This window comes from Mesorhizobium sp. M0768, from assembly GCF_040320195.1.
Lineage (GTDB): Bacteria > Pseudomonadota > Alphaproteobacteria > Rhizobiales > Rhizobiaceae > Mesorhizobium.
In genome coordinates this window covers 23,615-46,290 of the sequence record NZ_JAMYPD010000029.1, presented here as the reverse complement: position 1 = coordinate 46,290, position 22,676 = coordinate 23,615, and the positions used below count along the sequence as shown (strand labels likewise).

Below are 22,676 nucleotides of genomic sequence, written 5' to 3'. Positions count from 1 at the left end.
ACGAACTAGGCTTCTCCAACGAGGATTTTCCCGGAGGAGAAATCAATGCCTTCCTTGTTCGATATTCTGGCGCAGGCCCAGAACGGCAACGGCATGCAGGCGCTGGCCCAGCAGTTCGGGCTTTCGCAGCAACAGACGCAGGCGGCGGTCGCGGCGCTGCTGCCGGCCTTTTCGCAGGGGCTGAAGCGCAACACGGCGGACCCTTACGGGCTCGGCTCCTTCATGACGGCGATGGCCAGCGGCCAGCACGCCAAATATTTCGACGATGCAAGCCGGGCCTTCTCGCCGCAGGGCCTCAATGAAGGCAACGGCATTCTCGGCCATTTGTTCGGCTCGAAGGACCTGTCGCGGGCCGTCGCCAACCAGGCCGCGCAGGCGAGCGGCGTCAGCCAGCAGGTGTTGCAGCAGATGCTGCCGGCAATCGCCTCGATGATGATGGGCGGGCTGTTCAAGCAGACCACCAACCAGCTAGGCGGGCAGATGCATGCGGCAGGCGGTGGCGGTAATCCGCTTGGCGAGCTCATCGAGCAGATGATGCGGCAGGCGGGCGGCGGCGGCCAGGTGCCGGCCCCTCAGCCTGCAGGCCCCACGGATAACCCGCTCGGCAAGGTGTTGCAGGACATGTTCGGCGGCGCACAGCAGCCGCAACAGACGCAGAGCCCTTACGGCGACAACCCGCTGGGCAAAGTGCTGCAGGACATGTTCGGCGGCGGGCAGCAGCCGCAAAGCCGGCCGCAGCAGACGCAGAACCCTTATGGTGACAATCCGCTCGGCAAGGTGCTGCAGGATATGTTCGGCGGCGGTGCACCACAGCCACAGCAGCCGCAGAACCAACCCCAGCAAACACAGAACCCTTATGGTGACAATCCGCTCGGCAAGGTACTGCAGGACATGTTCGGCGGTGGCGCACCGCAGTCTCAGCCGCGTCAGGCGCCGCAGCAACCCCAGGCGCCGCAGCCGCAGGCCAATCCGAGCGGCAGGCCGAGAAATCCGTTTGACGACCTGTTCGGCAAGATGTTCGAGACAGGCGCCCAGCAGCGCGACGACTACCAGAAAGGCATGGAGTCGATCTTCGACCAGTTCAAGCAGGGCATGGGCCGGCGCTAGACCAGATACCGGCAACCAATCATCAGTGCCGCCCAAAAAAGAAAGCCCGGTCCTGGGAGGACCGGGCAGCGCGCAGGCTGGCCGGGGGGGATCCGGCAGGGAGTGGGGAGCCTGCGTAACTTGGTGGCGTCGTGCCTCAAAAAGGTTCAACGCGCCCGAACGGCGAAACCCACGCGATCACACGACCTTGCGGGCAATATCCTCGATCGTTTCGGCGCGCTCGACCGCGATGACGCGAAGCCTCTCTGTCGGATCGCGGCCAAAGGGTACACCGACAGCGACGTGCAGGTCGGCGCGGGTCAGGCCGATGTCGGCGAGCTCGGCATCCGACATCTCGCCGAGGCGATAAAAGGCGCGGCGGTTTTTCCAGGCGCGGTAAACATTGGCAGCGGCATTGGCCACGCGCGTCGCAACGGCCGGACGCGAGGTGATGCGCGAGGTCTCGGTAGCGAAATCAAACGTAGCCATGTCGGTCTCCTTCACATTCGAACGGGCGAAACCGGTCGATCGGGCGCTGGCGACAGCGGCCATTCCGGCTTCGATTCATCTAAGATGATGCATGTCGTCGCCCCAAAACCGGTGCCCACTTTTGGGCGACATGCATTCGCTTCATGTGGACAATCGGAATTTGCCATGGCGCGATTGATTAATCCAACGAATGTTTCTAATCTTTAGCATCAGCATCAATGATGGATTAGGCCAATGAAAGCGCCGCTCGATCTCGATCAGTTGCAGACCTTCATCTCGATTGTCGACACCGGCAGCTTTACCCGCGCGGCGGAAGCGGTGCATCGGACCCAGTCTGCGGTGTCGATGCAGATGCGGCGGCTGGAGGAACGGATCGGCAAGCCGCTGTTCGAAAAAGACGGCCGCACCAACAGGCTGACCGAGGAAGGCGACAGACTGCTCTCCTACGCAAGGCGGCTGCTCTATCTCAACAAGGAAACACTGGCCGCCTTCGACGACCGCCGGCTCGAAGGCACCATCCGCATCGGCACGCCGGACGATTATGCCGATCGCTTCTTGCCAGAGATCATGGCGCGGTTTGCCCGTTCCAACCCGCATGTCGAACTGACCGTTATCTGCGAACCGACGCCGGGACTGGTCGAACACATCAAGCGAGGCAATCTCGACCTGGCGCTGGTGACGCACAACGACGCGCGCGGCCAGTCGGAAGTGGTGCGGCGCGAACCGCTGCTGTGGGTTACCTCGGCCAACCATGCGACGCATGAGCAGCCGATCCTGCCGATGGCCTTCGGCCGGCCGAACTGCATCTGGCGGCGGGCCGCCGCCGACGTGCTCGATCAGCAGAGCCGCGACTATCGCATCCTGTTCACCAGCTTCTCTGCCACCGTCATCGCCGCCGCGGTGCTTTCCGGCCTGGCGATCTCGGTGCTGCCGGAATGCGCCCTGCGGCCCGGCATGCGGGTGCTGGGCGAGGCCGATGGTTTCGGCGCCCTGCCCGATTGCCGCATCGGCATCATGCGCGGTCAGACCTCGCGGCCGGAGATCGTCGACGCGCTTGCGCGCCACATTTCGGAGAGCCTCGACAATATTTCCGTGCCACTCGGCGAGGAGACCGGCACGTTCGACTTCGCCGCCCTCGCCTTCGCCAAGATGAAGCGGACCAAGCCGAACCAGATCCTGCCGGGCTGGTGATCGCGCGATTGGGGCGGACATCGAACACGGCCGCCTTGACGCCGGCCAGCAATCGTCCCCCAATCGGCCGATGAGCGACGCAGCATCCGAATCACGCACCAACGCTACCGAATATACGGTGAGCGAGATTTCCGGCGCGCTGAAGCGTACGGTCGAGGACCTCTTCGGCAATGTACGGGTGCGCGGCGAGATTTCCGGCTATCGCGGACCGCATTCCTCCGGCCATGCCTATTTCTGCCTGAAGGACGATCGCGCGCGGCTCGACGCCGTGGTGTGGAAGACCACAATGAGCCGGCTGAAATTCCGTCCGGAGGAAGGCATGGAGGTGATCGCCACCGGCCGGCTCACCACCTATCCCGGAAAGTCGAACTACCAGATCGTTATCGACAATCTCGAGCCGGCCGGTGCCGGTGCGCTGATGGCGCTGCTGGACGAGCGCAAGCGCCGGCTGCAGGCCGAAGGCCTGTTCGATGCGGCGCGCAAGCGCAGGCTGCCGTTCATGCCCTGCGTCATCGGCGTCGTCACCTCGCCGACAGGCGCCGTCATCCGCGACATCATCCACCGCATCAAGGATCGGTTTCCACTGCACGTGCTGGTCTGGCCGGTGCGGGTGCAGGGCGAGACGGCGGGTGCGGAAGTGACCGCTGCCGTCAACGGCTTCAACGCACTGCCATGGGACGGCGCCATCGCGCGGCCCGATCTGTTGATCGTGGCACGCGGCGGCGGCAGCCTGGAGGATCTGTGGGGCTTCAACGACGAAGCGCTCGCCCGGGCCGTCGCCGCTTCGGGTATTCCGGTGATTTCCGCGGTCGGCCACGAGACCGACTGGACATTGATCGATCTGGCTGCGGATGTGCGGGCGCCGACGCCGACAGGCGCCGCCGAGATCGCCGTGCCGGTCAAGGTCGACCTCGAAGCGACGCTTGCCGGCCTTGGCGCGCGGTTGAAGACCGCACTGTCGCGCAATTTCGAACGCAAGCGGCAGGCGGCACGCGCGGCCGCCCGGGCGCTGCCCTCGCCCGACCAGTTGCTGGCGCTGCCGCGGCGGCGCTTCGACGAGGCGACGAGCCGGCTCGGCCGGGCGCTGTCGGTCAGCGTCGAGCGCAAGCGAGCCAGGCTTCTGGGGCAGCGGCTGACGCCGGCGACCTTGTCGCGGCGCATGAACGAAGCCCGCACGCTGACCCGCCGCGACCTCGCCCGTGCGCAAGCGGCTTTCTTCGCCATCGTGCGCGAGCGTCGGGCGCGGCTTTCACGCACGGCGACCAGACTGTCACCGGCGCCCATCGCCAGACGGCAGAAACTGCAAGGCGATGCACTGCTGGCACTGACACGGCGGCAGGACCAGGCGATTTCAAGACGGCTGGACCGCCTGCGTGGAAAACTGACGCAGGCCGACCGGCTGCTGGCGACGCTCTCGCACAAGGCCGTGCTGGCGCGAGGCTTCGCGCTGGTCAAGGATGTGGACGGCGCCGTGGTCAAGCACGCGGCAGAAGTTGTGTCGGGGATGGCGCTTTCACTGGAGTTCGCCGACGGCACCGCCGATGCAGTCGCCATCAGTGGCACGATGCGGCCGAAGACGGTTGCGAAGCCCGCGGCCAAGCTCAAGGCGCCGGGCGGCCAAGGTTCGCTCTTCTGAGGGTGACCAAGACTTCTTTGAGGGTGAAATGACCGACCCGCACCTTGCAATGCCCTCGGGCAAACTGCGCGCCCGCGCCTTCGCGATCCCATTCGATGGAACGCCGGGCCGCTTCAACGCCATCACCGATGTGCCTGGCGTGACGGTGGGCTATACGACACTGATCTCAGGGGATGGGCCGCTCGTCGTCGGCAAGGGTCCGGTACGCACCGGCGTGACCGCGATCCTGCCACGGCCCAGAGGCGAGTTGGCCGTCCCGGCGTTCGCCGGGATGTTCAGCGCCAATGGCAATGGCGAACTGACCGGCTCGCATCTGATAGAGGAACTTGGAGCGTTCAATCTTCCCATCACCATCACCAACACGCATTCCTGCGGCGTCAGCCGCGACGCAACGTTGCGCTGGATGCAGGCGGTGCTGCCGCAATCGCTCGACAGCGCCTGGGCGCTGCCGGTGGCGGGCGAGACTTACGACGGCTTCCTGAACGATATCAACGGCCACCATGTGAGCTTCGAGCACGTGTTTTCCGCGCTCGAAACGGCTGAAAGCGGGCCGATCGAAGAGGGCAGCGTCGGCGGCGGCGCAGGCATGATCACCTTCGGCTTCAAGGCAGGGTCCGGCACATCCTCGCGCAGCGTCGACTGGAATGGAGAGCGTTTCACGATCGGCTGCTTCGTCCAGTCGAATTTCGGTGCACGGCGGAACCTCGTGATCCGTGGCATCAGAGCCGGAGCGGAACTCGCCGAACCGGCGACCCGGGACAACACGCCGCGAGCGGAAAAGAGCTCGATCATCGCGATCGTCGCCACCGACGCGCCATTCATGCCGCACCAGTTGAAACGGCTGGCGAAACGCCTGCCGCTCGGCGTCGCGCTGACCGGCGGCTATGGATACAATTCATCCGGCGATATTTTTCTGGCCTTCAGCACGGCCAATGCCGATGCGGCGCGCGGCGCGGCCGGCAAGCTGGTCAGCGCCGGCTATATACCGGATGCCGACATCAACCCGTTCTTCGACGCCGTCGTTCAGAGCGTGGAAGAGGCAATCCTCAATGCTCTGGTCGCCAATGAAGACATGACCGGGCGCGACGACAATTTCGTGCCAGCGTTGCCGGAAGCATGGCTCGAGGAGAGATTTGGCAAAGCTGCGCGGCGATAAGACCGCGCAACTGCATCAGACAGGCAATGTTCGCCCGGCAGGTTTTGCCGGGGGGCGGTCCGTCAGCCGGCAGGCTTGTTGGAATTCTGCTCGTCCTGGTCGGCCTCGGCCGCCTCTTCGAGCCTCGAAGCAATGAGCTCCTGAATGTCGCCGACCTCTTCCTGGATATCCTCCAGGGGTATGCCGGCTTCGGCGGCCTTGGCCGCACATTCCCTGGCGAGGGTCTCGGCCTGCTTCTCGATCCTGGCTGGCGAGGGCTGGCAGTGGACTTTTTCGCCAATCCACCCGCGCAAGAACTCGATTGCGTGTTCACTCATACTGCTGTTTCCCTAGCGGCTATGCCGGTTGGTAATCATAAACGTCGGCATCTTCGAAAAGATGCGTGCTGCCATTCGAGCCGAGTCGGCTTCGCCCGGCAAGCCGAACTTGTCCGAGGTCCACAGAGCCGAAGGGAATGGAGGGTTCAAGGAGCACGTTCTAGTTCTTGAGGACTGATTCTCTCGAGGAAACTCGTTCGACCCGCGCTATTGTTTCTATTTGCTTTTTGTCGGTTTTCAAGCCGTTTTAGATCACAATAGATGTCGCAATGACTAGCACATTTACCGCGCTCTCGCCGGCACCATGTAAGAGGCGAGCCGTCAAAGCCGCCGCTATATAGTGATAACCATTTGCAATGTCGACTCTGCTTGCGGTCCTGCTTCTTTCCGCCGCGCTTGCTGGGAGATATGTGGTGTGACGGGCCTTGCCGTGCAAGCTGCCGAGCGCCTCATGCAAGGCATGCAATAGCGTCTTGTGGAAACCCTGAAGTGCTTGTCTCAGGGTGGCTCTCTACCGCTGGCGGTAAAGGATCATGCCGGCATGATAGAGGACGCCTTCGACGAACTCACCATCCGCGGTGAAGCCCGTATCGTCCCAGTATTCTATGTGGTTGCCGTGCACTTCATAGCGTCCCCGGTAGGCGCTTTCGCGGTCACCGCGCGCTTCGTCATAACGGCCGTTCGCCAGGAGTTCGTGCCTGATATGGCGATCCTCGGTGACCCACATTCCGACATAGGGATGAGCTTGGTGCGTCATTGGTTCCTCCGCAAGGATTGGAGTTGCAGGAAGGGTCAGGCCGGTTGGAGCTACAGCAACGGCAATACCCGTAAGCACTGCGGCCAAAGTGGATCGCATCAATGCGCCGCCTTCGTCGGACGCACGACTATCTCGTTGACGTCGACATCGTCGGGCTGTTCGATTGCATAGCGCACTGCCCTGGCGACGGCATCGGGTTTCAGTGCAATAGCACGCCAGCTTTTCATGGCGGCGGCAGCGGCTTCGTCGGAGATCGTGTTCGCCAGCTCGCTTTCCACCACGCCAGGATGAATGCAGGTTACGCGGATATCGTCACTCTCCTGGCGGAGCCCATCGGAAATCGCGCGGACAGCGTATTTCGTTGCGCAATAGACGGCAGCCGTGGGCGAGACGGCCAGTGCGCCAATGGAACCGATATTGATGATGTGACCGGAGCCGCGTGCCGTCATCTCGGGCAGAACCGCCGCGACGCCGTACAGAACACCCTTGATGTTGACGTCCACCATCAGCTCCCACTCGTCGACCTTCATGGCTGCCATGGCCGACAGCGGCATGACGCCCGCATTGTTGACGATGACATCGACCTGGCCCCATTCGGCCCGGGCTGCGTCGGCGAATGCTGCGACATCCGCCCTCCTGGTGACGTCGAGCGCTCGCACGCGAACCGTTCCACCAGATGCCTCGATTTCGGCCGCAAGCGCTTCAAGGCGGTCGGTGCGGCGTGCGCCGAGCATCAGCTTCGCACCTGCCGCGCCAAGCTCGCGGGCAATGCCAGCGCCGATGCCGCTGGAGGCACCGGTGATCAGAACAACTCTGTTCATGGTCATCGAGATGATCCTTTTGGTCTGTGATTATTTTCACGATGTGAAGGGATTGGGTGCGGGTGAGCTCCCGCGGCGCGCCGGCCCTATTGGGGGGCTCACTGGGCGGTGTAGCCGCCATCGACCAGAAGCAAGGCCCCGGTGATGAAGCTGGACGCCGGCGAGGCAAGAAAGGCGATGGCCTCGGCAACTTCTTGCGGCTGGCCGATCCGGCCGATTGGATGCGCGCCGCCGAAGCTGCGCAGCATCTCCCGGCCATTCTCCACCACGCCTTCCATGATGTCGGTTTCGATCACGCCAGGGGCAACGGCGTTGCAGCGAATGCCCATGCGCCCGTATTCGATCGCGATCACCTTGGTCAGCTGTGCGACAGCCGCCTTGGACGAGGCATAGGCCGCCTGCGTCTCGAAGGCCGCAACCGCCGAGATCGACGAGACATTGACGATCGCGCCGCCACCGCCGGCGGCCATCAGTTCCACAGCGGCACGGGCAGTGACGAAGCTGCCGCGCGCGTTGATCTGCAGAATGCGGTCATAGTCGTCGACCGAGGTCTCAGTCAGTCGTTTGTTGAGCGTGCGACCGGCATTGTTCACGACGATATCCAGTCGTCCGAAGCGCTTCGCGGCGAGTTCGACCGAGCGTCTGGCCAGGTCCTCGTCGGCGACATCGCCGACCAGCGTTGCCACATCCTCGGCTTCCAATTCGCGTACGCTGTCGCTGAGATCGCTTGCCACGATCCGGGCCCCGCGCGCACGCAGCAGCTCCGCCGTGCAACGACCGATTCCGCGTGCCGCGCCGGTCACGAGAGCGACCTTTCCATCCAGGTTCCAGGAGGAAGGCAGTGATGTCATGGGGTATCTCCTTGGTCAGCCGGCATCGACCTGGATCGGGGGATCAAGCCTTTCTTGCCGTTGCGACAGAGATAGAGCCATGGCATTGTCGCGATAAGCCGCCCGCCGTTAATCTCTATGGTAAGTTTGGCTAACCAATGGACATCGATCTCAATGCAATTGCCGTCTTCGTCACCGTGGCCGAGGAACGCAATTTTCGCGCTGCGGCAGACCGGTTGGGCGTGACGCGCTCAGCGGTCAGCCAGAGCATCCTCAGGCTTGAACAGCGCCTTGGCATCGCATTGCTGCAGCGCACGACACGCAGCGTCAACCTGACCGAAGCGGGCGAGCGCCTGCTGGCGAGCGTCGCACCGGCGATCGCCGACGTGAACGCGGCAATCGAAGCCACCACGGAGTTGCTGGACCGCCCGCGCGGCCGCCTGCGGATCGCGGTTTCGTCTATCGCAGAGGCCTTTCTGTCAGGACCATTGCTGGCGTCCTTTGCAGAAAGATTTCCCGAGGTGCATCTGGATATTGTGGTCACCGACGAGGAATTCGACATCGTTGCCGAAGGCTATGATGCGGGAGTGAGGCTCGGCGAAGTGATCGAGCAGGACATGATTGCCGTGCCGGTATCGGGCGATCAGCGACAGATGGCCGTCTGCGCCCCGCGCTATCTCGAAAAGTTCGGAGCACCCGCCCATCCGCGCGAGCTTGTGGCACGTCGATGCATCGGCTGGCGGCCGGCGCCGGGAGTTTCGCCCTATCGCTGGGAGTTCGGCGAGGACGGGCGCGAGTTCGACGTGGCAGTCGCGCCCGAGATCACGACCAACGACATGTGGCTGATGATCCGGCTGGCCGTTGCGGGCGCCGGGATCACGTTCGGCATGGCCGATACATTCCGCCCCTGGCTCGACCGCGGCGAGCTCGTGCCAATCCTCGACGGCTATCTTCCGCCGTTTGCGGGTTTCTATCTCTATTTCCCAAGCCGACGAAATATCGCGCCGAAGCTGAGAGCCCTCGTGGATCACCTGCGCGGCGCGCGTCAGGCGCGGGACCGCGGGTGAGCGCTACGGGATCGTAGTGAACGCTCGGCGCTATTGGTCAGAAACCTGGCTGAAAGCTGAATGGTACCGTTGGCTGGGATCGAACCAGCGACCTCCGGATCCACAATCCGGCGCTCTAACCATCTGAGCTACAACGGCACGTTTGCCTGAGCGGGATCGAGATGAAACGTTCGGGACCCGCTCTGTCGTTCGGCGATGCGTCCATACGGGCTATCGGAGTTTAATTCAAGGCTTTTGGCAAGGCAAAAGCTCGCTCCGGCATCGAGTCATTTTCCGCCGGACAAAAGAAAAGGCCGGCGGGAGGAGGTGCCGGCCTTTTCCTGTTACGAGCCAGCGGGAGGAGGTGCTGGCTGGTCACCCCGGTGAGCAGAGGGAGGAGGTTCCACCCGCCGGGTATTCACTTGAACGACTATATCGCACATCTATTTGTCTGACGAAATGCGACCTTTTGATGCATCGTCAAACTGTGCGCAAATATTAGGCGATCTTGATTTCTTTCACGGCCTTCTCGAAGGCGGTCTTGATCGGCTTGGATACGTCCTCGGCCGCCTTGGCAGCAACCGCCTGGAAGTCCTTAGCCTGCTCGACGGTCATTTCGACGCGCTTGCGCAGGAAAGCGGTCTGCAACTCGACGACTTCCGACAGCGACTTGGCGCCGATCAGCGCTTCGAAATGCGAGAAGCCGGCTTCGGCATTGGCGCGCAGGGCGGCGATGGTCTTGAGCGACAGGTCGCTGGAAACGGACTTGGCGGTCTCATAGGTCGACTCCAGAGCCTTCTGGGTCTCCTCGGCGCCGGTCTTCAGCTTGGCGTAGGCCTCTTTCGACTGCTCAACGCCCTTTTCGGCGAAGGCACGGATCTGGTCGGTGGCCTTCGAAGCGTCGAAGCTCGGGAATTCAACGTTTTCGATCGTTTCAGCGGTCTTGGTCCTGGACATTTTCCATCCTTTTCAGCGGCAGCGGCTTTGACAAAATGCCGTCTCGTTCATCTATCATGGCAATATAAAGGCAAATTTTGTGCATTGCAACATATCTGTTGCATCGCACCATAAAATATTTGGTTCGCGGCGTTAACCACGCGCCTAGAGATTCCGCTGGTTGCACGCTATGACTTGTGGACCTTCGCGCCGTCGGCTTTTATTAACAAAGCGTTAACCGCAAATTGCCCGCTCTGTGAGGGTCGCCAAGCGCATGCCGGCTGAAAACTACTCCTTCCTTGACGTCGCCGTGCTCGACGCCGTCCGCCTGCGCTTCGCCGCAGGCGACGCGATCGCCATTCTGTCGGCAGATCTCGAGCAGGTGATCTGGGCCAACGGGCCCGGCGCGGCGGTATTCGGCTATCCGGACATCGGCGCTATCATCGGCGCCTCGGCAGGGTTGCCGCTGATCGCCCGGCGCCAGATCATGGCAACCAGCGGTTTTCCGCAGATCGGCCGCGACCGTGCCATCACGGTCCGGCTGGCGACCGGCCTGACCAGCCGCGCCGTCGGTTTCCTGGCCAGCGCGGTGACCATGCCCGATGGCGAGGAAGCAATCATGCTGGCGCTGCCGGCGGCGCAGACCGGCTCGCGCAGCGCGGCCGAGATCGCCGACCGCGCCATCGGTGGCTTTACGGAAGACGGCCACTACATCGCCTTTGTCGATGCCAAGGGCAATATCGACGCCGCATCGGACGGCTTTTCGGCGCTCGGCATCCGGCCTGAGACGCTGGCCGCGCTTGTCGCCGACGTGGCGAACGAGAGCGACCGCATCGTCAAGCGCCTGGTTCCGGGTGGGTCCAGCTCCTATCCCGCGGGCCTTGCCCGGCTGACGGAAGAGCGGCACCTGCTGGTGGTGATCGACGAGGACCGGCTTGACGGCGAGGCTCCCGATGGCGAACGCGCCGGCGGGGAAACCGAGGCGGCAGCGGCACCGAGCGGTGGCGATCTTCCCCAGCCAACGGACCAGGACAACGAGCAGCCGATCGCCAGCAGCGGCGCGGCGGAGATCGACCTTGCAGCGATGGAAGGCACCTCAGCATCGGCGGAGCACGAACCTGCCGACGCGGCCGACGATCACCGCACGGTTGGCGAAACGCCGACGCAGCATGACCATTGGTACTTCAATGCCGGCGACGACACGCAGGTCCCGCCCGGGGCAGCTGTGTCCGGCGAAGTCGAGACCCCAGCCAGCGCGGATACTTCGCCGGAAAGCGCCGCAAAAGCCACCAAAGCCGCCTCCCCGGCCGAACACCGCGCTTCGGCGATCGATCGCACCGCCGCGCCCATGCGTTTCGTCTGGCGTACCGACGCGGAGGGCCATTTCAGCGCCCTGTCGCCGGAATTTGCCGAGCTCGTCGGCAAGCCTGCCGCCGACGTGATCGGCCGCCGCTTCGAGGATGTTTCGGCCGCCTATGGCCTCGATGCTTCTGGCGAGATTGCCGGCCTGCTCGAACGGCGCGACACCTGGTCCGGCCGCTCCGTGCTGTGGCCGGTCGCCGGCACCGATCTGAAGATACCCGTCGATCTGGCGGCGCTCCCGGTTTACAGCCGCAGCCGCGTTTTCGAAGGTTTTCGCGGTTTCGGCGTGGCCAGGAGCGGCGATGCGGTGGTCGATCCGGATGCCGTCGGCATGGCCCTTGTCGCCGAGGAGAAACCTGCCGCGACCATCGGGCCGAAAGCCGTCGAACCTCTCCCCGAGACACCTAAACCCGCCGATCCGTTCAGGGGCGAAGTGCCGGCATTGACCATCGTGCCAAAACCCGAGCGGCGCTTTGCCGACAAGGTGATCCGGCTGGCCGAGCACCGGCAGCCGGCCAACGACAAGGGCCTGTCGACGCTGGAACGCAGCGCGTTTCGCGAGATTGGCGAGCGTCTCAAGAAGGACAGCACCCCGGCCGAAGAGCAGCCCAGCGCCGGAAAGCAGAAGCCGGTTGAGAAAGTCGAGGCAGCCGGCAAGGCCGACGAGCCAAAGCTGAAAGAAGCCGGGCTGGCGGACAAGGGTGAGATGCCGGCGCAAGGTCCGGAAAGCGAGGCGGCTGCCGCCGAACCGCCCGAGGCCGATGCCGAGGACCAGAAGGACCTCGCCCGACTTGACGGCGAGCAGCCGGATGAGGCGGAAGCAGAGGCGCAAGCCGGCGAACCCGTCACACGCCCTGTTTCCGGATCGCTGCTCGACTATGCCGACCGCGAACCCAGCGATGAGGCGCAGGAAGGCGTTGAGCCCAGCACGAACCGTCGAACGATCGTCGCCGAAGCGCCGCGGGATGGCGACGACGACAGCATGACGGCCGAAGACTTCCGTGACGCCGAGGACAGCGAGGATTGGTCCGAGGACAGCGCAGCCGCAGCCGATGCTGCCGGCCAGGTGCCGCCCGTCGAGCGGCCGCAGGCACCACCGCTCAAACTCGACGGCTTCGTGCCGTCGGCGTTTGCCGGAGAGGACAACACGGGGCCGGATACCTCGATCCTCGGCAAGCTGCCAGTGCCGGTGCTTATCCATTCCGGCGATCAGCTGCATTACGCGAACGACGAATTCCTCGGCTTGACCGGCTATGCGACGCTCAATTCCCTGGACGAGGCCGGCGGGCTCGGCGCGCTGTTTGCCGACCCTTATGCCGACGACGGCAGTTCGGACGGCGGCGACCGCGCTCTGCGGCTGAAAACGCGCGAAGGTCAGGAGTTTCCGATCGATGCGATTTTACGCTCCGTGCCCTGGGGAAACGGCAAGGCGCTGATGCTGGTCGTACGTCGTTCCGGCGACGACGAGGCAGCAGCCATTCCACATGGCGCCGCCGAAGACCAAACGCAGCCGGATGTTTCCGAGCTCAAGGCACGCATTGCCGAAATGCGCACTATCATCGACACCGCCACCGACGGCGTCGTGCTGATCGGCCGTAACGGAACGATCCGTTCAATTAGCCGTCCGGCGGAAGCGCTGTTCGGCTTCGACAGCGACGAGGTGACCGGCAAACCGTTCGTCTCGCTGTTTGCGATCGAAAGCCAGCGCGCGGCGCGTGACTATCTCGAGGGGTTGTCGGAGCCCGGCGTTGCAAGCGTGATGAACGATGGCCGCGAGGTGATCGGGCGCGAGGCGCAGGGGCGTTTCATTCCGCTGTTCATGACTATCGGCAGGCTGCCCAACGACAGCGGCTTCTGTGCGGTGGTGCGCGATATCACCCAGTGGAAGCGGGCCGAAGAGGACTTGACCCAGGCGCGCGCAGTCGCCGAACGCGCTTCGTCGCAGAAGACCGATTTTCTGGCCCGCATCAGCCACGAGATCCGCACGCCGCTCAACGCCATAATCGGCTTTTCCGAGCTGATGGTCGACGAGAAATTCGGGCCGGTGGCCAATGACCGTTATCGCGACTATCTGCGCGACATCAACCGTTCGGGCAACCACGTTCTCGACCTGGTCAACGACCTGCTCGACATTTCGAAAATCGAGGCCGGCCAGCAGGAGATGGCCTATGAGGCGGTGTCGCTTAACGACACACTGGCCGAAACCGTGGCGATGATGCAGCCGCAAGCCAACCGGGAACGCGTCATCATCCGCTCCAGCTTCGCCTCGCGGCTGCCGGAAGTGGTGGCCGATCTGCGCAGCGTGCGGCAGATCGCGCTCAACATCCTGTCGAACGCCGTCCGCTACACGCAGGCTGGCGGCCAGGTGATCGTGTCGACGGCTTACGAGATCTCCGGCGATGTCGTCATGCGCGTGCGCGATACCGGCATCGGCATGAGCCAGTCCGAGATCGAGCAGGCGCTGAAGCCGTTCAAGCAGATCAATGCGCTGAAGCGCGGCCGTGGCGACGGCACGGGTCTTGGGCTGCCGCTGACCAAGGCGATGGTCGAAGCGAACCGGGCCCGGTTCACCATCAACTCGACGCCCGGCGAGGGAACCCTGGTCGAAGTCGCCTTTCCCTCGACCCGCGTGCTCGCCGGTTAGCTATGGTTGCGCAAAGAAAAAAGGCGTCCAACAGGACGCCTTGAATGATAGGATTGCTGTCACAACGGGGCTTGAGCGAATCAGATCCTCTCGGGGCTAAGAGGAACGGGATTTCTCCCTCAAGTTACGCACGACTATTGATGCCGGGCCTTAACAAATCCTTACCGGCACGCCGGAAAATTTACCAATGTGTACCACTCATGAAATCTAGGTAAATTCCGAAGAGATAATTTGTTAACGATACCGGAGACCTCAAAACAGCTCCTACCTTGGATCCCGGGGTCAGTCGGCAAGCTGCGGCAGGTTGCGGAACAGCTCGAGCGCTTCGGGATTGGCGAGCGCTTCCTTGTTCTTGATGGCGCGGCCGTGCACCATGTCGCGTACCGCGAGCTCGGTGATCTTGCCCGATTTGGTTCGCGGAATATCGCTGACGGCGACGATCTTGGCCGGCACGTGGCGCGGGCTCGCCCCGGTGCGGATTTTCGCGCGGATGCGTTTTTCCAGCTCGGCATCGAGCTCAACGCCCGCCGCCAGCCGCACGAACAGCACGACACGCACGTCATTGTCGAAATCCTGGCCGATGCACAGCGCTTCGAGGATTTCCGGCATCTGCTCGACCTGATTGTAGATCTCCGCCGTGCCGATCCTGACACCGCCCGGATTGAGCGTGGCGTCGGAACGGCCATGGATGATCAGGCCGCCATGGACGGTCCATTCGGCGAAATCGCCGTGGCACCAGACATCGTCGAAACGTTCGAAATAGGCGGCTTTGTATTTCCTGCCGTCAGGGTCGTTCCAGAAGCCGATCGGCATTGCCGGAAACGCCTTGGTGCAGACGAGCTCGCCCTTCTCCTGGCGGAGCGGGCGGCCGTCATCGGCCCAGACATCGACGGCAAGGCCGAGCCCGGGCCCTTGGATCTCGCCGGTCCATACCGGTTCGATCGGCACGCCGAGCACGAAGCAGGAGACGATATCGGTGCCGCCGGAAATCGAAGCCAGATGCACGTCCTTCTTGATGCCTTCATAGACGAAGCGGAAATCTTCCGGCGATAGCGGCGAGCCGGTCGATGAGATGGTGCGCACGCTGGAAAGATCATGCGTGCGGATCGGCTTCAGGCCGGCCTTGCGCACGGAATCGATGAATTTGGCCGAGGTGCCGAAATAGGTCATCTTTTCGGCATCGGCGAAGTCGAACAGCGCATTGCCGTCCGGGTAGAACGGCGAGCCGTCGTAGAGCAGCAAGGTGGCGCCCGATGCCAGGCCCGACACCAGCCAGTTCCACATCATCCAGCCGCAGGTGGTGAAGTAGAAGAAGCGGTCGCCGTCGAGCAGGCCGGCATGCAGCCGTTCTTCCTTGACGTGCTGGATCAGCGTTCCGCCGGCCGAATGGACAATGCATTTGGGAATGCCGGTCGTGCCCGATGAAAACAGGATGTACAGCGGATGCGAAAACGGCAGCCTTTCGTAGGCGACAGGCCTTGCGGCAAAGGGTGACAGCGCCTCTTCTAGCGCAGCCGCCTTGCCGATGGTTGCGGCGACGTCGAGCGAGGTGCCGAGATAGTCGACAATGAGGACTTTACGGACGGTGGCGAGCTTGCCCGCCACGGCCGCGATCTTGTCGGCGACTTCGATCGCTTTGCCATTGTACCAGTAGCCGTCCGGCGCGATGAACACGACAGGCTCGATCTGGCCGAACCGGTCGAGAACTCCCTGCTCGCCGAAATCTGGGGAGCAGGACGACCAGACCGCGCCGATCGAGGCGGCCGCCAGCATCGCAGCAACGGTCTCCGGCATGTTGGGCATCATCGCGGCGATGCGGTCGCCCTTCTTCACCTTGAGCGACAGGAAAAGCTGCTGCAGTCGCGAGGTCAGCGCATGCAGCTCGTTCCAGGACAGCCGCCGCTCGACCTTGTCCTCGCCGCGAAAGACGATTGCGTCGCCAAGCCCGGTTTTCTTGAGGAGATTCTCGGCGAAGTTCAGCTTTGCCTCAGGAAAGAAGGTCGCGCCGGGCATCTTGTCGCCATCGACCAGCACGCGTTCGCCCTTGTCGCCGACGATGCCACAAAAGTCCCAGACCAGGCTCCAGAAGGTCTCGCGATCATCGATCGACCAGCGATGCAGGTCGGCATAGGAGGAGAAAACCTTGCCGGCCATGTTCGCCGCGGCATTCATGAAGGCGGTCATCGGCGCCGCGTCGATCTGCTCTTGCGTCGGGATCCAGAGCGGTGCGTCGTCAGCCATCATTGTTTCTCCGTAGGCTGCATCGCTTATGCATATCGCGATGCAGCAGAGCAAGATTTTGTTGGACCGCGCCGGTCAGGGTGTGCGCAAATGCCATCGCCGGGCCATAAAGACTTGAAATGCGTCAGCCGTCGGTTACACCCGTCGGGCGATTTTGTCGGAATGGAAGCATACGGGGCGATATGCCATCACCTTTGATCCGACGCGGAATATGGGCGATCGGCGCAGCCGTCATCGTCATCGCGCTGGTTGTCGCAGCCTTGCCGTTGATCGCCTCGACCCGCATCGTACGCGACCGTATCGCGTGGGAAATGAGCGCGTGGAGCGGTTTCCGGGTCACCATCGACGGCGCGCCGCGTATCGAGGTCTGGCCGAATTTCCGGGCGATCCTGAGCGACGTGACGCTGTCGCAATGGACAGAGACGGATGCGCCGCCCGTGGTCGAGGCCGAACGGGTCGAGGTCGACCTCTCAGCGATGGCGGCGCTGCGTGGCGATGTGGTGTTTTCGACGGCGCGGCTGGTACGACCGACGATCCGGGTTCAGCGTACCGCGAGCGGGTTTTTCCTGCCTGTGATTCCCAGCGGTGGGCGCATTACGCGTTCGATCGATGCTGCCCGCGCGGTGATCAACACAAATCCAGCCAAGCCGGATCTCGGCAAGCTGCCGACAGATCCGTTCGGCACAGTCGAGTTCAGGGACGGCCGCGTAGTGGCTGCCATCGGCGGCAAGGACCAGGAGATATTGAGCAGCCTGAGCGGCCAGGCGAATTGGGCCGCGATGAATAGCAATGCGACGCTGTCGGCGACCGGGATATGGCGCGGCGAAAGTGTTGCCATCGACGCAGCATCGCCGAACCCGCTCGTGCTGTTTGGTGGCGGCACAGCACCGGCCACATTTTCCTTCAAGGCGGCACCGGCCAGTTTTTCGTTCGACGGCCGTGCCAGCATGTCGGAGAACGGCTATTTCGACGGCCAGGCGAAATTCGCCGCACCTTCGCTCCGACGCGTGCTCGAATGGTCGCAGGCCGGCATCGCGCCCGGTGCCGCAATCGGCTCGATCTCGGTTTCAAGCAAGATCACGGCGACGGCCGGGCGCGTCAAATTTGAAAACACGGCCCTGACCCTCGACAACAACCCGGGAATGGGTGCGCTGGACTTCACCTATGGTGAGGCACTGCCGGTGATCTCCGGCACACTTGCCTTCGATACGCTCGACCTCAGATCATTTCTCTCCGCCTTTACGCCGGTACCATCCGCCGGCGGCACCGGCCCGGGCGAAATCGACACAAGCTTCGCCGACCGGATCAATCTCGATCTCAGGCTGTCGGCGGCGCATGCCACCGCCGGCGCCATCCAGCTTGCCGACGTCGCCGCCACTGCCCAGGTCAAGAACGGCCTTGCCGTCTTCGACATCTCGGATGCATCCGCCTTTGGCGGCAACGTCCAGAGCAGCGTCCGTTTCGACCGCAAGCCCGCCGGCACGGAAGTCGAGATCCGGCTGCTTGCTTCCGATATCGACGGCGGCGCTTTCGGCACCGCGGCCGGGATGACGCGGCTGGTGCCGATCGGCACTGGAACCGTTTCGGTCATCCTCAAGGGGCCTGGCAGAACCTGGGACTCGATTTTCGAAAACGCCAATGGCTCGCTGTCGGCGACGTTCGGCGCGGGTGCGCTGAGCCGGCTTAACCTGCCGGCGTTCCTCAAGCACACCGAACAGGGCGGATTCTTCGCGCTGGACGACGTCTCGGACGGAACGCTGCCGATCGACGGGGCCGAGCTCAAGGCGAGCATTTCGAACGGCGTGGCGCGCATCGACAAGGCCGAGGTGAATTCCGCGCAATACAAGATCTGGCTTTCCGGCATCGCATCCTATGCCGGACGCGGGCTGGCGCTGTCCGGCGGCATCGTCCAGCCGAGCCAGGCTGCCACGCAGACGAACGGCCAGGGACCCAATCAGTCGTCGTTCTTCGTCGGCGGCACCTGGAGCACGCCGTTCATCTCGCCGATAAGCCGCGGCGTTTCGGGAGAGTAAGCAGCAGCAGCATCAACCGCGCTGCGCGGCCTGCTCGTCGCGTTGGCGCTGCACCTCGCGGCGTTTGTTTGCGAGCGAAGCGATGATCACGCCAACTGCGACGACCGCGATCAAGATGGTGCAGGCTGCGTTGATTTCCGGCGTCACGCCAAGGCGGACCTGGCTGTAGATCTTCATCGGCAGCGTCGTGGCGCCGGGTCCCGAGGTGAAGCTGGCAATAACCAAATCGTCGAGCGACAGCGTGAAGGCCAGCATCCAGCCGGAGACGATAGCCGGCATGATGACCGGCAGCGTGATCTGGAAGAAGGTCTTCACCGGTGGCGCGCCGAGGTCCATCGCGGCCTCTTCCAGCGAACGATCGAAAGTGATCAGGCGCGACTGAACCACCACCGCAACGAAGCACATGGTTAGCGTGGTGTGGGCAAGCGTCACCGTGAGAAAGCCGCGGTCGAGGCCGACGGCGACGAAGAGCAGCAGCAGCGACAGGCCGGTGATGACTTCCGGCATGACCAGCGGCGCAAACACCATGCCGGAAAACAGAAGCCGGCCGCGAAAGCGCGTGTAGCGTGTCAAGGTGAGCGCCGCCAGCGTGCCGAGCACGGTCGCCACGCTTGCCGAGATGACGCCGACGCGGGCCGTCACCCAGGTGGCGTCCATCAGACCCCGGTTGTGGAACAGCGACACGTACCATTTCGTCGAGAAGCCACCCCAGACGGTGACCAGCTTCGATTCGTTGAAAGAGAACACGACGAGCAGGACGATCGGCAGGTAAAGAAAGGCAAAGCCGAGCACGATCGACGTGATGTTGAAGCGGCTCCAGGTCGCGTTCATTGGTCCTGCTCCTGGGCGCGCGCCTGGGCTCGCTGGAAGAGCATGATCGGCACGATCAGCAGCAGCAGCAAGATGACGGCAACCGCGGACGACACCGGCCAGTCACGGTTGGCGAAGAACTCGTTCCACAGCGTCCTGCCGATCATCAGCGTCTGCGAGCCGCCGAGCAGGTCGGGAATGACGAACTCGCCGACGGCGGGAATGAACACCAGCAGGCAGCCAGCGATGACGCCGGGCAGCGACAGGGGGAAGGTGATCTTCCAAAAGGCGCTGGTCGGCGGACAGCCGAGATCCTTGGCGGCCTCGATCAGAGAATGGTCCATCTTCTCCAAGGACGAATAGAGCGGCAGCACCATGAACGGCAGATAGGAGTAGACGATGCCGATGAAGATCGCCGTATAGGTGTTGAGGATGATCAGCGGTTGGCTGATGATGCCGGTGGCGAGCAGCAGCTGGTTGAGCAGGCCCTCGGGCTTGAGGATGCCGATCCAGGCGTAGACACGGATCAGAAACGAGGTCCAGAACGGCAGGATCACCAGCATCAGCAAGGTCGGGCGAATCGTCGCTGGGGCGCGCGCCATGCCATAGGCTATGGGATAGCCGACCAGCAATGTCAGGACCGTCGAGATGGCGGCGACGATGACGCTCGTCACATAGGCATTGAAGTAAAGCGCATCCTGCGTCAGCCAGGTATAGTTGTCGAAATTCAGTGCGCCGAATCCTGAAATAAACCCGGAAATGCCGCTGCGGAAATCAAGCACCGGCGTGTAGGGCGGCATGGCGATCGCCGTCTGCGACAGCGAAATCTTGAAGACAATGATGAAAGGGACGAGAAAGAAGAACAGCAGCCAGAGGTAGGGGATGATGATGACGAGCCGGCTAACGAACGCCGCTCCCAGCCTGACCAAGGCGGATTTGCCGGCAGCGCTTGCCGGAGAGCTTGTTGCGGCAGTGACAGCGGACATGATCAGTCTCTACCGTGTCAGGACGACGCCGGCGTCGGGGCGGAAAGAAACCCAGGCGCGGTCGTTCCAGGTCAATGGGTCCTCGGTGAGACGTGCCGCGTTCATGGTGCTCGCCCGCACCACCTGACCGTCGTTCAGCCTGACGTGATAGACGGTCATGTCGCCGAGATAGGCTATGTCGTAGACCTCGCCCTCGATGGCGTTGACGGCACCGGCCGGTTTTATGGAGGACACCTTGATCTTCTCCGGCCTGATGGCGAAGGTGACGGATGTCCCGGCCGCGGCATTGCCGGCATTTTCGGTCCAGATGGTGATGCCGTTGCCGGCATCGATGCTCGCGCTGCCGGCCTCGCCAGCCGCGATCTTGCCGTCGAACATATTCACATTGCCGACGAAGCCGGCGACGAAGCGGGAACCCGGCGCCTCGTAGACCTCGGCCGGCGTCGCCACCTGCATCACCTCGCCCTTGTCGATGATGGCGATGCGGTCGGCCATCGTCATCGCCTCTTCCTGATCATGGGTGACAACGACGAAGGTGAGGCCGAGGTTCTGCTGCAGGTCCATCAGCTCGAACTGGGTCTCCTCGCGCAGCTTCTTGTCCAGCGCACCAAGCGGCTCGTCGAGCAGCAGGACTTTCGGCCGCTTGGCCACCGAGCGGGCGAGTGCAACGCGCTGGCGCTGGCCGCCCGACAATTGGTGCGGTTTGCGCTTGGCGAACTGCTCGAGCTTGACCAGCTTCAGCATCTCGGCGACGCGCTTGTCGATGTCGGCCTTGGCCATGCCTTCCTGCTTGAGGCCGAAGGCAATGTTGTTCTCGACCGTCATGTGCGGAAACAAGGCGTAGGACTGGAACATCATGTTGACCGGCCGTCGGTAGGGCGGAATGCCGCGCAGATCCTGGCCGTCGAGCAGGATGCGGCCGGCGGTCGGCTCCTCGAAGCCGGCGAGCATCCTGAGCAGCGTCGATTTCCCGCAGCCTGAGGCCCCCAGCAAGGCAAAGAATTCGCGTTCGAAAATGGTCAGCGACAGGTTGTTGACCGCTGTAAACTCACCGAATTTCTTGGTGACGTTGTCGAACTGGATGTATGGCTTGGCGTTCGGATCGTTCCATGGCGCAAAATCCCTGCGGATGCTGCCAAGCGATTTCATGTCCCACTCCGTCCTGCTGCTTGCCTCATGAGAAAGCGGCCCGGCAACGGCTGCCGGGCCCTGGTCAGGTTGCTATTGGCCGGTGACGATCTTGGTCCAGGTGCGGGTGATGATGCGCTGGGTCTTGGGATCGTAAGGCGAAACGGTGTAGAGCTTCTGCATAGTCGCGGCGTCGGGATAGATCGCAGGATCTTCCAGAATCGCCTTGTCGATGAACTGCTGCGAAGCCTTGTTGCCGTTGGCGTACAGAACGGCATTTGATGATTTGGCGATCACTTCCGGCCTCATCATGTAGTTGAGAAATTCGTGTGCCTCGGCGACGTGCGGTGCATCGGCCGGTATCGCCATCTGATCAAACCATATCTGCGCCCCTTCCTTCGGCACGGAGTAGCCGATTTCGACACCCTGCTTGGCTTCATCGGCGCGATCGCGCGCCTGGAAGATGTCGCCCGAGAAGCCGACCGCCAGGCAGATATCGCCGTTGGCCAGGGCGTTGATGTATTCGGAAGAGTGGAACTTGCGGATGTAGGGCCGGATCTTGAGCAGTGCCTCCTCGGCCTTGGCGATATCGTCGGCAGACGTGCTGTTCGGGTCAAGACCGAGATATTTCAATGCAGCCGGTATCATGTCCGCCGGCGAGTCCAGCACATGAACGCCGCAATCATTGAGCTTCTTCAGTGTGTCTGGATTGAAGAAAACATCCCAGCTGTCGATCTTGTCGGAGCCAAGTGCCGCCTGCACTTTCTTGATGTTGTAGCCAATTCCGACCGTTCCCCACATATAGTTGACGGAATATTCGTTGCCGGGGTCGTATTCATTGGTCCGCTCCGAAATAACATCCCACATGTTGGAAATATTCGGCAGTTTCGATTTGTCGAGCTTCTGGAACACACCCGCCTGGATCTGTCGTGCAAGGAAATTGCCGCTGGGCACGACGACATCGTAGCCGCTGCCGCCGGCGAGCAGTTTCGTTTCCAGGATCTCGTTGGAATCGAAAGTGTCGTAGACGACCTTGATGCCGGTTTCCTTGGTGAAGTCGTCGATGATCGAACTGTCGATATAGTCCGACCAGTTGAAGACGTTGACGACGCGATCCTCGGCATGCGCGCCCAAGGTAAAAACTGCCAGAAACGCCGAAGTCGCCGAAAGCCAGAGCGCTTTGCGGGTCATGCTATTCTCCTTTGAT

Annotated in this window: 18 protein-coding genes and 1 tRNA gene; 7 read left to right on the top strand and 12 right to left on the bottom strand. The window is 62.8% G+C overall.

Annotated elements, in window-relative coordinates:
- Nucleotides 1-45 precede the first annotated feature (45 nt).
- Nucleotides 46-1,107 (top strand): DUF937 domain-containing protein, encoded by a 1,062-nt coding sequence (locus NKI08_RS27255; RefSeq protein ID WP_352616703.1) that lies wholly within the window; start codon nucleotides 46-48, stop codon nucleotides 1,105-1,107.
- Between the two features lie 177 nt (nucleotides 1,108-1,284).
- Here NKI08_RS27255 and NKI08_RS27250 read toward each other — a convergent pair whose 3' ends face one another.
- On the bottom strand, nucleotides 1,285-1,575 hold the full coding sequence (locus NKI08_RS27250) for a DUF1127 domain-containing protein (protein WP_352616701.1): 291 nt from the start codon (nucleotides 1,573-1,575) through the stop codon (nucleotides 1,285-1,287).
- 234 nt (nucleotides 1,576-1,809) lie between these two features.
- On the opposite strand from NKI08_RS27250, the gene NKI08_RS27245 reads away from it, so the two are divergent.
- The 3 genes from NKI08_RS27245 to NKI08_RS27235 all read left to right on the top strand — a co-directional run bounded on the left by NKI08_RS27245 (nucleotide 1,810) and on the right by NKI08_RS27235 (nucleotide 5,558).
- Nucleotides 1,810-2,766 carry a LysR substrate-binding domain-containing protein gene (locus tag NKI08_RS27245; RefSeq protein WP_023680469.1) on the top strand — a complete coding sequence of 319 codons (957 nt, stop codon included), beginning with the start codon at nucleotides 1,810-1,812 and terminating at the stop codon, nucleotides 2,764-2,766.
- A gap of 70 nt (nucleotides 2,767-2,836) precedes the next feature.
- Nucleotides 2,837-4,402: an exodeoxyribonuclease VII large subunit gene (gene xseA / locus NKI08_RS27240; protein WP_352541773.1), complete on the top strand. Its 1,566-nt coding sequence runs from the start codon at nucleotides 2,837-2,839 to the stop codon at nucleotides 4,400-4,402.
- Between the two features lie 28 nt (nucleotides 4,403-4,430).
- Nucleotides 4,431-5,558, top strand: a complete 1,128-nt coding sequence (locus NKI08_RS27235; RefSeq protein ID WP_352616697.1) for a DmpA family aminopeptidase — start codon at nucleotides 4,431-4,433, stop codon at nucleotides 5,556-5,558.
- Between the two features lie 62 nt (nucleotides 5,559-5,620).
- Here the strand turns inward: NKI08_RS27235 and NKI08_RS27230 are convergent, their stop codons facing one another.
- From NKI08_RS27230 to NKI08_RS27215, 4 genes are all read right to left on the bottom strand, one after another.
- Complete coding sequence (locus NKI08_RS27230) at nucleotides 5,621-5,875, bottom strand: DUF768 domain-containing protein (RefSeq protein ID WP_023719384.1); 255 nt, start codon at nucleotides 5,873-5,875, stop codon at nucleotides 5,621-5,623.
- Between the two features lie 511 nt (nucleotides 5,876-6,386).
- The gene (locus NKI08_RS27225) at nucleotides 6,387-6,731 is read right to left on the bottom strand and encodes an Atu4866 domain-containing protein (RefSeq protein WP_352472700.1); all 345 of its coding nucleotides are present in this window, start codon (nucleotides 6,729-6,731) and stop codon (nucleotides 6,387-6,389) included.
- Nucleotides 6,731-7,459 carry an SDR family oxidoreductase gene (locus tag NKI08_RS27220; protein ID WP_352773961.1) on the bottom strand — a complete coding sequence of 243 codons (729 nt, stop codon included), beginning with the start codon at nucleotides 7,457-7,459 and terminating at the stop codon, nucleotides 6,731-6,733. The genes NKI08_RS27225 and NKI08_RS27220 overlap by 1 nt, the downstream gene beginning before the upstream one ends.
- A gap of 92 nt (nucleotides 7,460-7,551) precedes the next feature.
- The gene (locus tag NKI08_RS27215; protein ID WP_352616693.1) at nucleotides 7,552-8,304 is read right to left on the bottom strand and encodes an SDR family NAD(P)-dependent oxidoreductase; all 753 of its coding nucleotides are present in this window, start codon (nucleotides 8,302-8,304) and stop codon (nucleotides 7,552-7,554) included.
- Between the two features lie 137 nt (nucleotides 8,305-8,441).
- On the opposite strand from NKI08_RS27215, the gene NKI08_RS27210 reads away from it, so the two are divergent.
- Complete coding sequence (locus tag NKI08_RS27210) at nucleotides 8,442-9,350, top strand: LysR family transcriptional regulator (RefSeq protein WP_352616690.1); 909 nt, start codon at nucleotides 8,442-8,444, stop codon at nucleotides 9,348-9,350.
- A 61-nt stretch (nucleotides 9,351-9,411) separates the two neighbouring features.
- Here the strand turns inward: NKI08_RS27210 and NKI08_RS27205 are convergent.
- A tRNA-His gene (locus NKI08_RS27205) sits at nucleotides 9,412-9,488 on the bottom strand.
- 339 nt (nucleotides 9,489-9,827) lie between these two features.
- Nucleotides 9,828-10,286 (bottom strand): phasin, encoded by a 459-nt coding sequence (locus tag NKI08_RS27200; RefSeq protein WP_254819298.1) that lies wholly within the window; start codon nucleotides 10,284-10,286, stop codon nucleotides 9,828-9,830.
- Nucleotides 10,287-10,539: 253 nt separating this feature from the next.
- On the opposite strand from NKI08_RS27200, the gene NKI08_RS27195 reads away from it, so the two are divergent.
- Nucleotides 10,540-14,271, top strand: a complete 3,732-nt coding sequence (locus NKI08_RS27195; protein ID WP_352773958.1) for a PAS domain S-box protein — start codon at nucleotides 10,540-10,542, stop codon at nucleotides 14,269-14,271.
- Nucleotides 14,272-14,553: 282 nt separating this feature from the next.
- Here the strand turns inward: NKI08_RS27195 and NKI08_RS27190 are convergent, their stop codons facing one another.
- A complete protein-coding gene (locus NKI08_RS27190; protein WP_352773956.1) occupies nucleotides 14,554-16,512 on the bottom strand; it encodes an acetoacetate--CoA ligase in 1,959 nt (652 codons plus the stop codon).
- A gap of 182 nt (nucleotides 16,513-16,694) precedes the next feature.
- Here NKI08_RS27190 and NKI08_RS27185 point away from each other — a divergent pair, with 182 nt between their 5' ends.
- Nucleotides 16,695-18,545: an AsmA family protein gene (locus tag NKI08_RS27185; protein WP_352773954.1), complete on the top strand. Its 1,851-nt coding sequence runs from the start codon at nucleotides 16,695-16,697 to the stop codon at nucleotides 18,543-18,545.
- A 12-nt stretch (nucleotides 18,546-18,557) separates the two neighbouring features.
- On the opposite strand, the gene NKI08_RS27180 is transcribed toward NKI08_RS27185, so the two are convergent.
- The 4 genes from NKI08_RS27180 to NKI08_RS27165 form a co-directional block, all read right to left on the bottom strand.
- Entirely contained in the window at nucleotides 18,558-19,376 is an 819-nt protein-coding gene (locus NKI08_RS27180) for an ABC transporter permease (RefSeq protein WP_352773952.1), read from the bottom strand.
- The gene (locus NKI08_RS27175) at nucleotides 19,373-20,341 is read right to left on the bottom strand and encodes an ABC transporter permease subunit (protein ID WP_352773950.1); all 969 of its coding nucleotides are present in this window, start codon (nucleotides 20,339-20,341) and stop codon (nucleotides 19,373-19,375) included. The genes NKI08_RS27180 and NKI08_RS27175 overlap by 4 nt, the downstream gene beginning before the upstream one ends.
- A gap of 9 nt (nucleotides 20,342-20,350) precedes the next feature.
- Nucleotides 20,351-21,490, bottom strand: a complete 1,140-nt coding sequence (locus NKI08_RS27170; protein WP_352773948.1) for an ABC transporter ATP-binding protein — start codon at nucleotides 21,488-21,490, stop codon at nucleotides 20,351-20,353.
- A gap of 72 nt (nucleotides 21,491-21,562) precedes the next feature.
- On the bottom strand, nucleotides 21,563-22,660 hold the full coding sequence (locus NKI08_RS27165; RefSeq protein WP_352773946.1) for a polyamine ABC transporter substrate-binding protein: 1,098 nt from the start codon (nucleotides 22,658-22,660) through the stop codon (nucleotides 21,563-21,565).
- Nucleotides 22,661-22,676: the final 16 nt, after the last annotated feature.

Coding starts and splice junctions, on each gene's coding strand:
- NKI08_RS27170 (WP_352773948.1), bottom strand. CDS start 21,490: ATGAAATCGCTTGGCAGCATCCGCAGGGATTTTGCGCCATGGAACGAT.
- NKI08_RS27210 (WP_352616690.1), top strand. CDS start 8,442: ATGGACATCGATCTCAATGCAATTGCCGTCTTCGTCACCGTGGCCGAG.
- NKI08_RS27165 (WP_352773946.1), bottom strand. CDS start 22,660: ATGACCCGCAAAGCGCTCTGGCTTTCGGCGACTTCGGCGTTTCTGGCA.
- NKI08_RS27185 (WP_352773954.1), top strand. CDS start 16,695: ATGCCATCACCTTTGATCCGACGCGGAATATGGGCGATCGGCGCAGCC.
- NKI08_RS27190 (WP_352773956.1), bottom strand. CDS start 16,512: ATGGCTGACGACGCACCGCTCTGGATCCCGACGCAAGAGCAGATCGAC.
- NKI08_RS27215 (WP_352616693.1), bottom strand. CDS start 8,304: ATGACATCACTGCCTTCCTCCTGGAACCTGGATGGAAAGGTCGCTCTC.
- NKI08_RS27200 (WP_254819298.1), bottom strand. CDS start 10,286: ATGTCCAGGACCAAGACCGCTGAAACGATCGAAAACGTTGAATTCCCG.
- NKI08_RS27195 (WP_352773958.1), top strand. CDS start 10,540: ATGCCGGCTGAAAACTACTCCTTCCTTGACGTCGCCGTGCTCGACGCC.
- NKI08_RS27250 (WP_352616701.1), bottom strand. CDS start 1,575: ATGGCTACGTTTGATTTCGCTACCGAGACCTCGCGCATCACCTCGCGT.
- NKI08_RS27245 (WP_023680469.1), top strand. CDS start 1,810: ATGAAAGCGCCGCTCGATCTCGATCAGTTGCAGACCTTCATCTCGATT.
- NKI08_RS27225 (WP_352472700.1), bottom strand. CDS start 6,731: ATGCGATCCACTTTGGCCGCAGTGCTTACGGGTATTGCCGTTGCTGTA.
- NKI08_RS27255 (WP_352616703.1), top strand. CDS start 46: ATGCCTTCCTTGTTCGATATTCTGGCGCAGGCCCAGAACGGCAACGGC.
- NKI08_RS27220 (WP_352773961.1), bottom strand. CDS start 7,459: ATGACCATGAACAGAGTTGTTCTGATCACCGGTGCCTCCAGCGGCATC.
- NKI08_RS27235 (WP_352616697.1), top strand. CDS start 4,431: ATGACCGACCCGCACCTTGCAATGCCCTCGGGCAAACTGCGCGCCCGC.
- NKI08_RS27175 (WP_352773950.1), bottom strand. CDS start 20,341: ATGTCCGCTGTCACTGCCGCAACAAGCTCTCCGGCAAGCGCTGCCGGC.
- NKI08_RS27230 (WP_023719384.1), bottom strand. CDS start 5,875: ATGAGTGAACACGCAATCGAGTTCTTGCGCGGGTGGATTGGCGAAAAA.
- NKI08_RS27180 (WP_352773952.1), bottom strand. CDS start 19,376: ATGAACGCGACCTGGAGCCGCTTCAACATCACGTCGATCGTGCTCGGC.
- xseA (WP_352541773.1), top strand. CDS start 2,837: ATGAGCGACGCAGCATCCGAATCACGCACCAACGCTACCGAATATACG.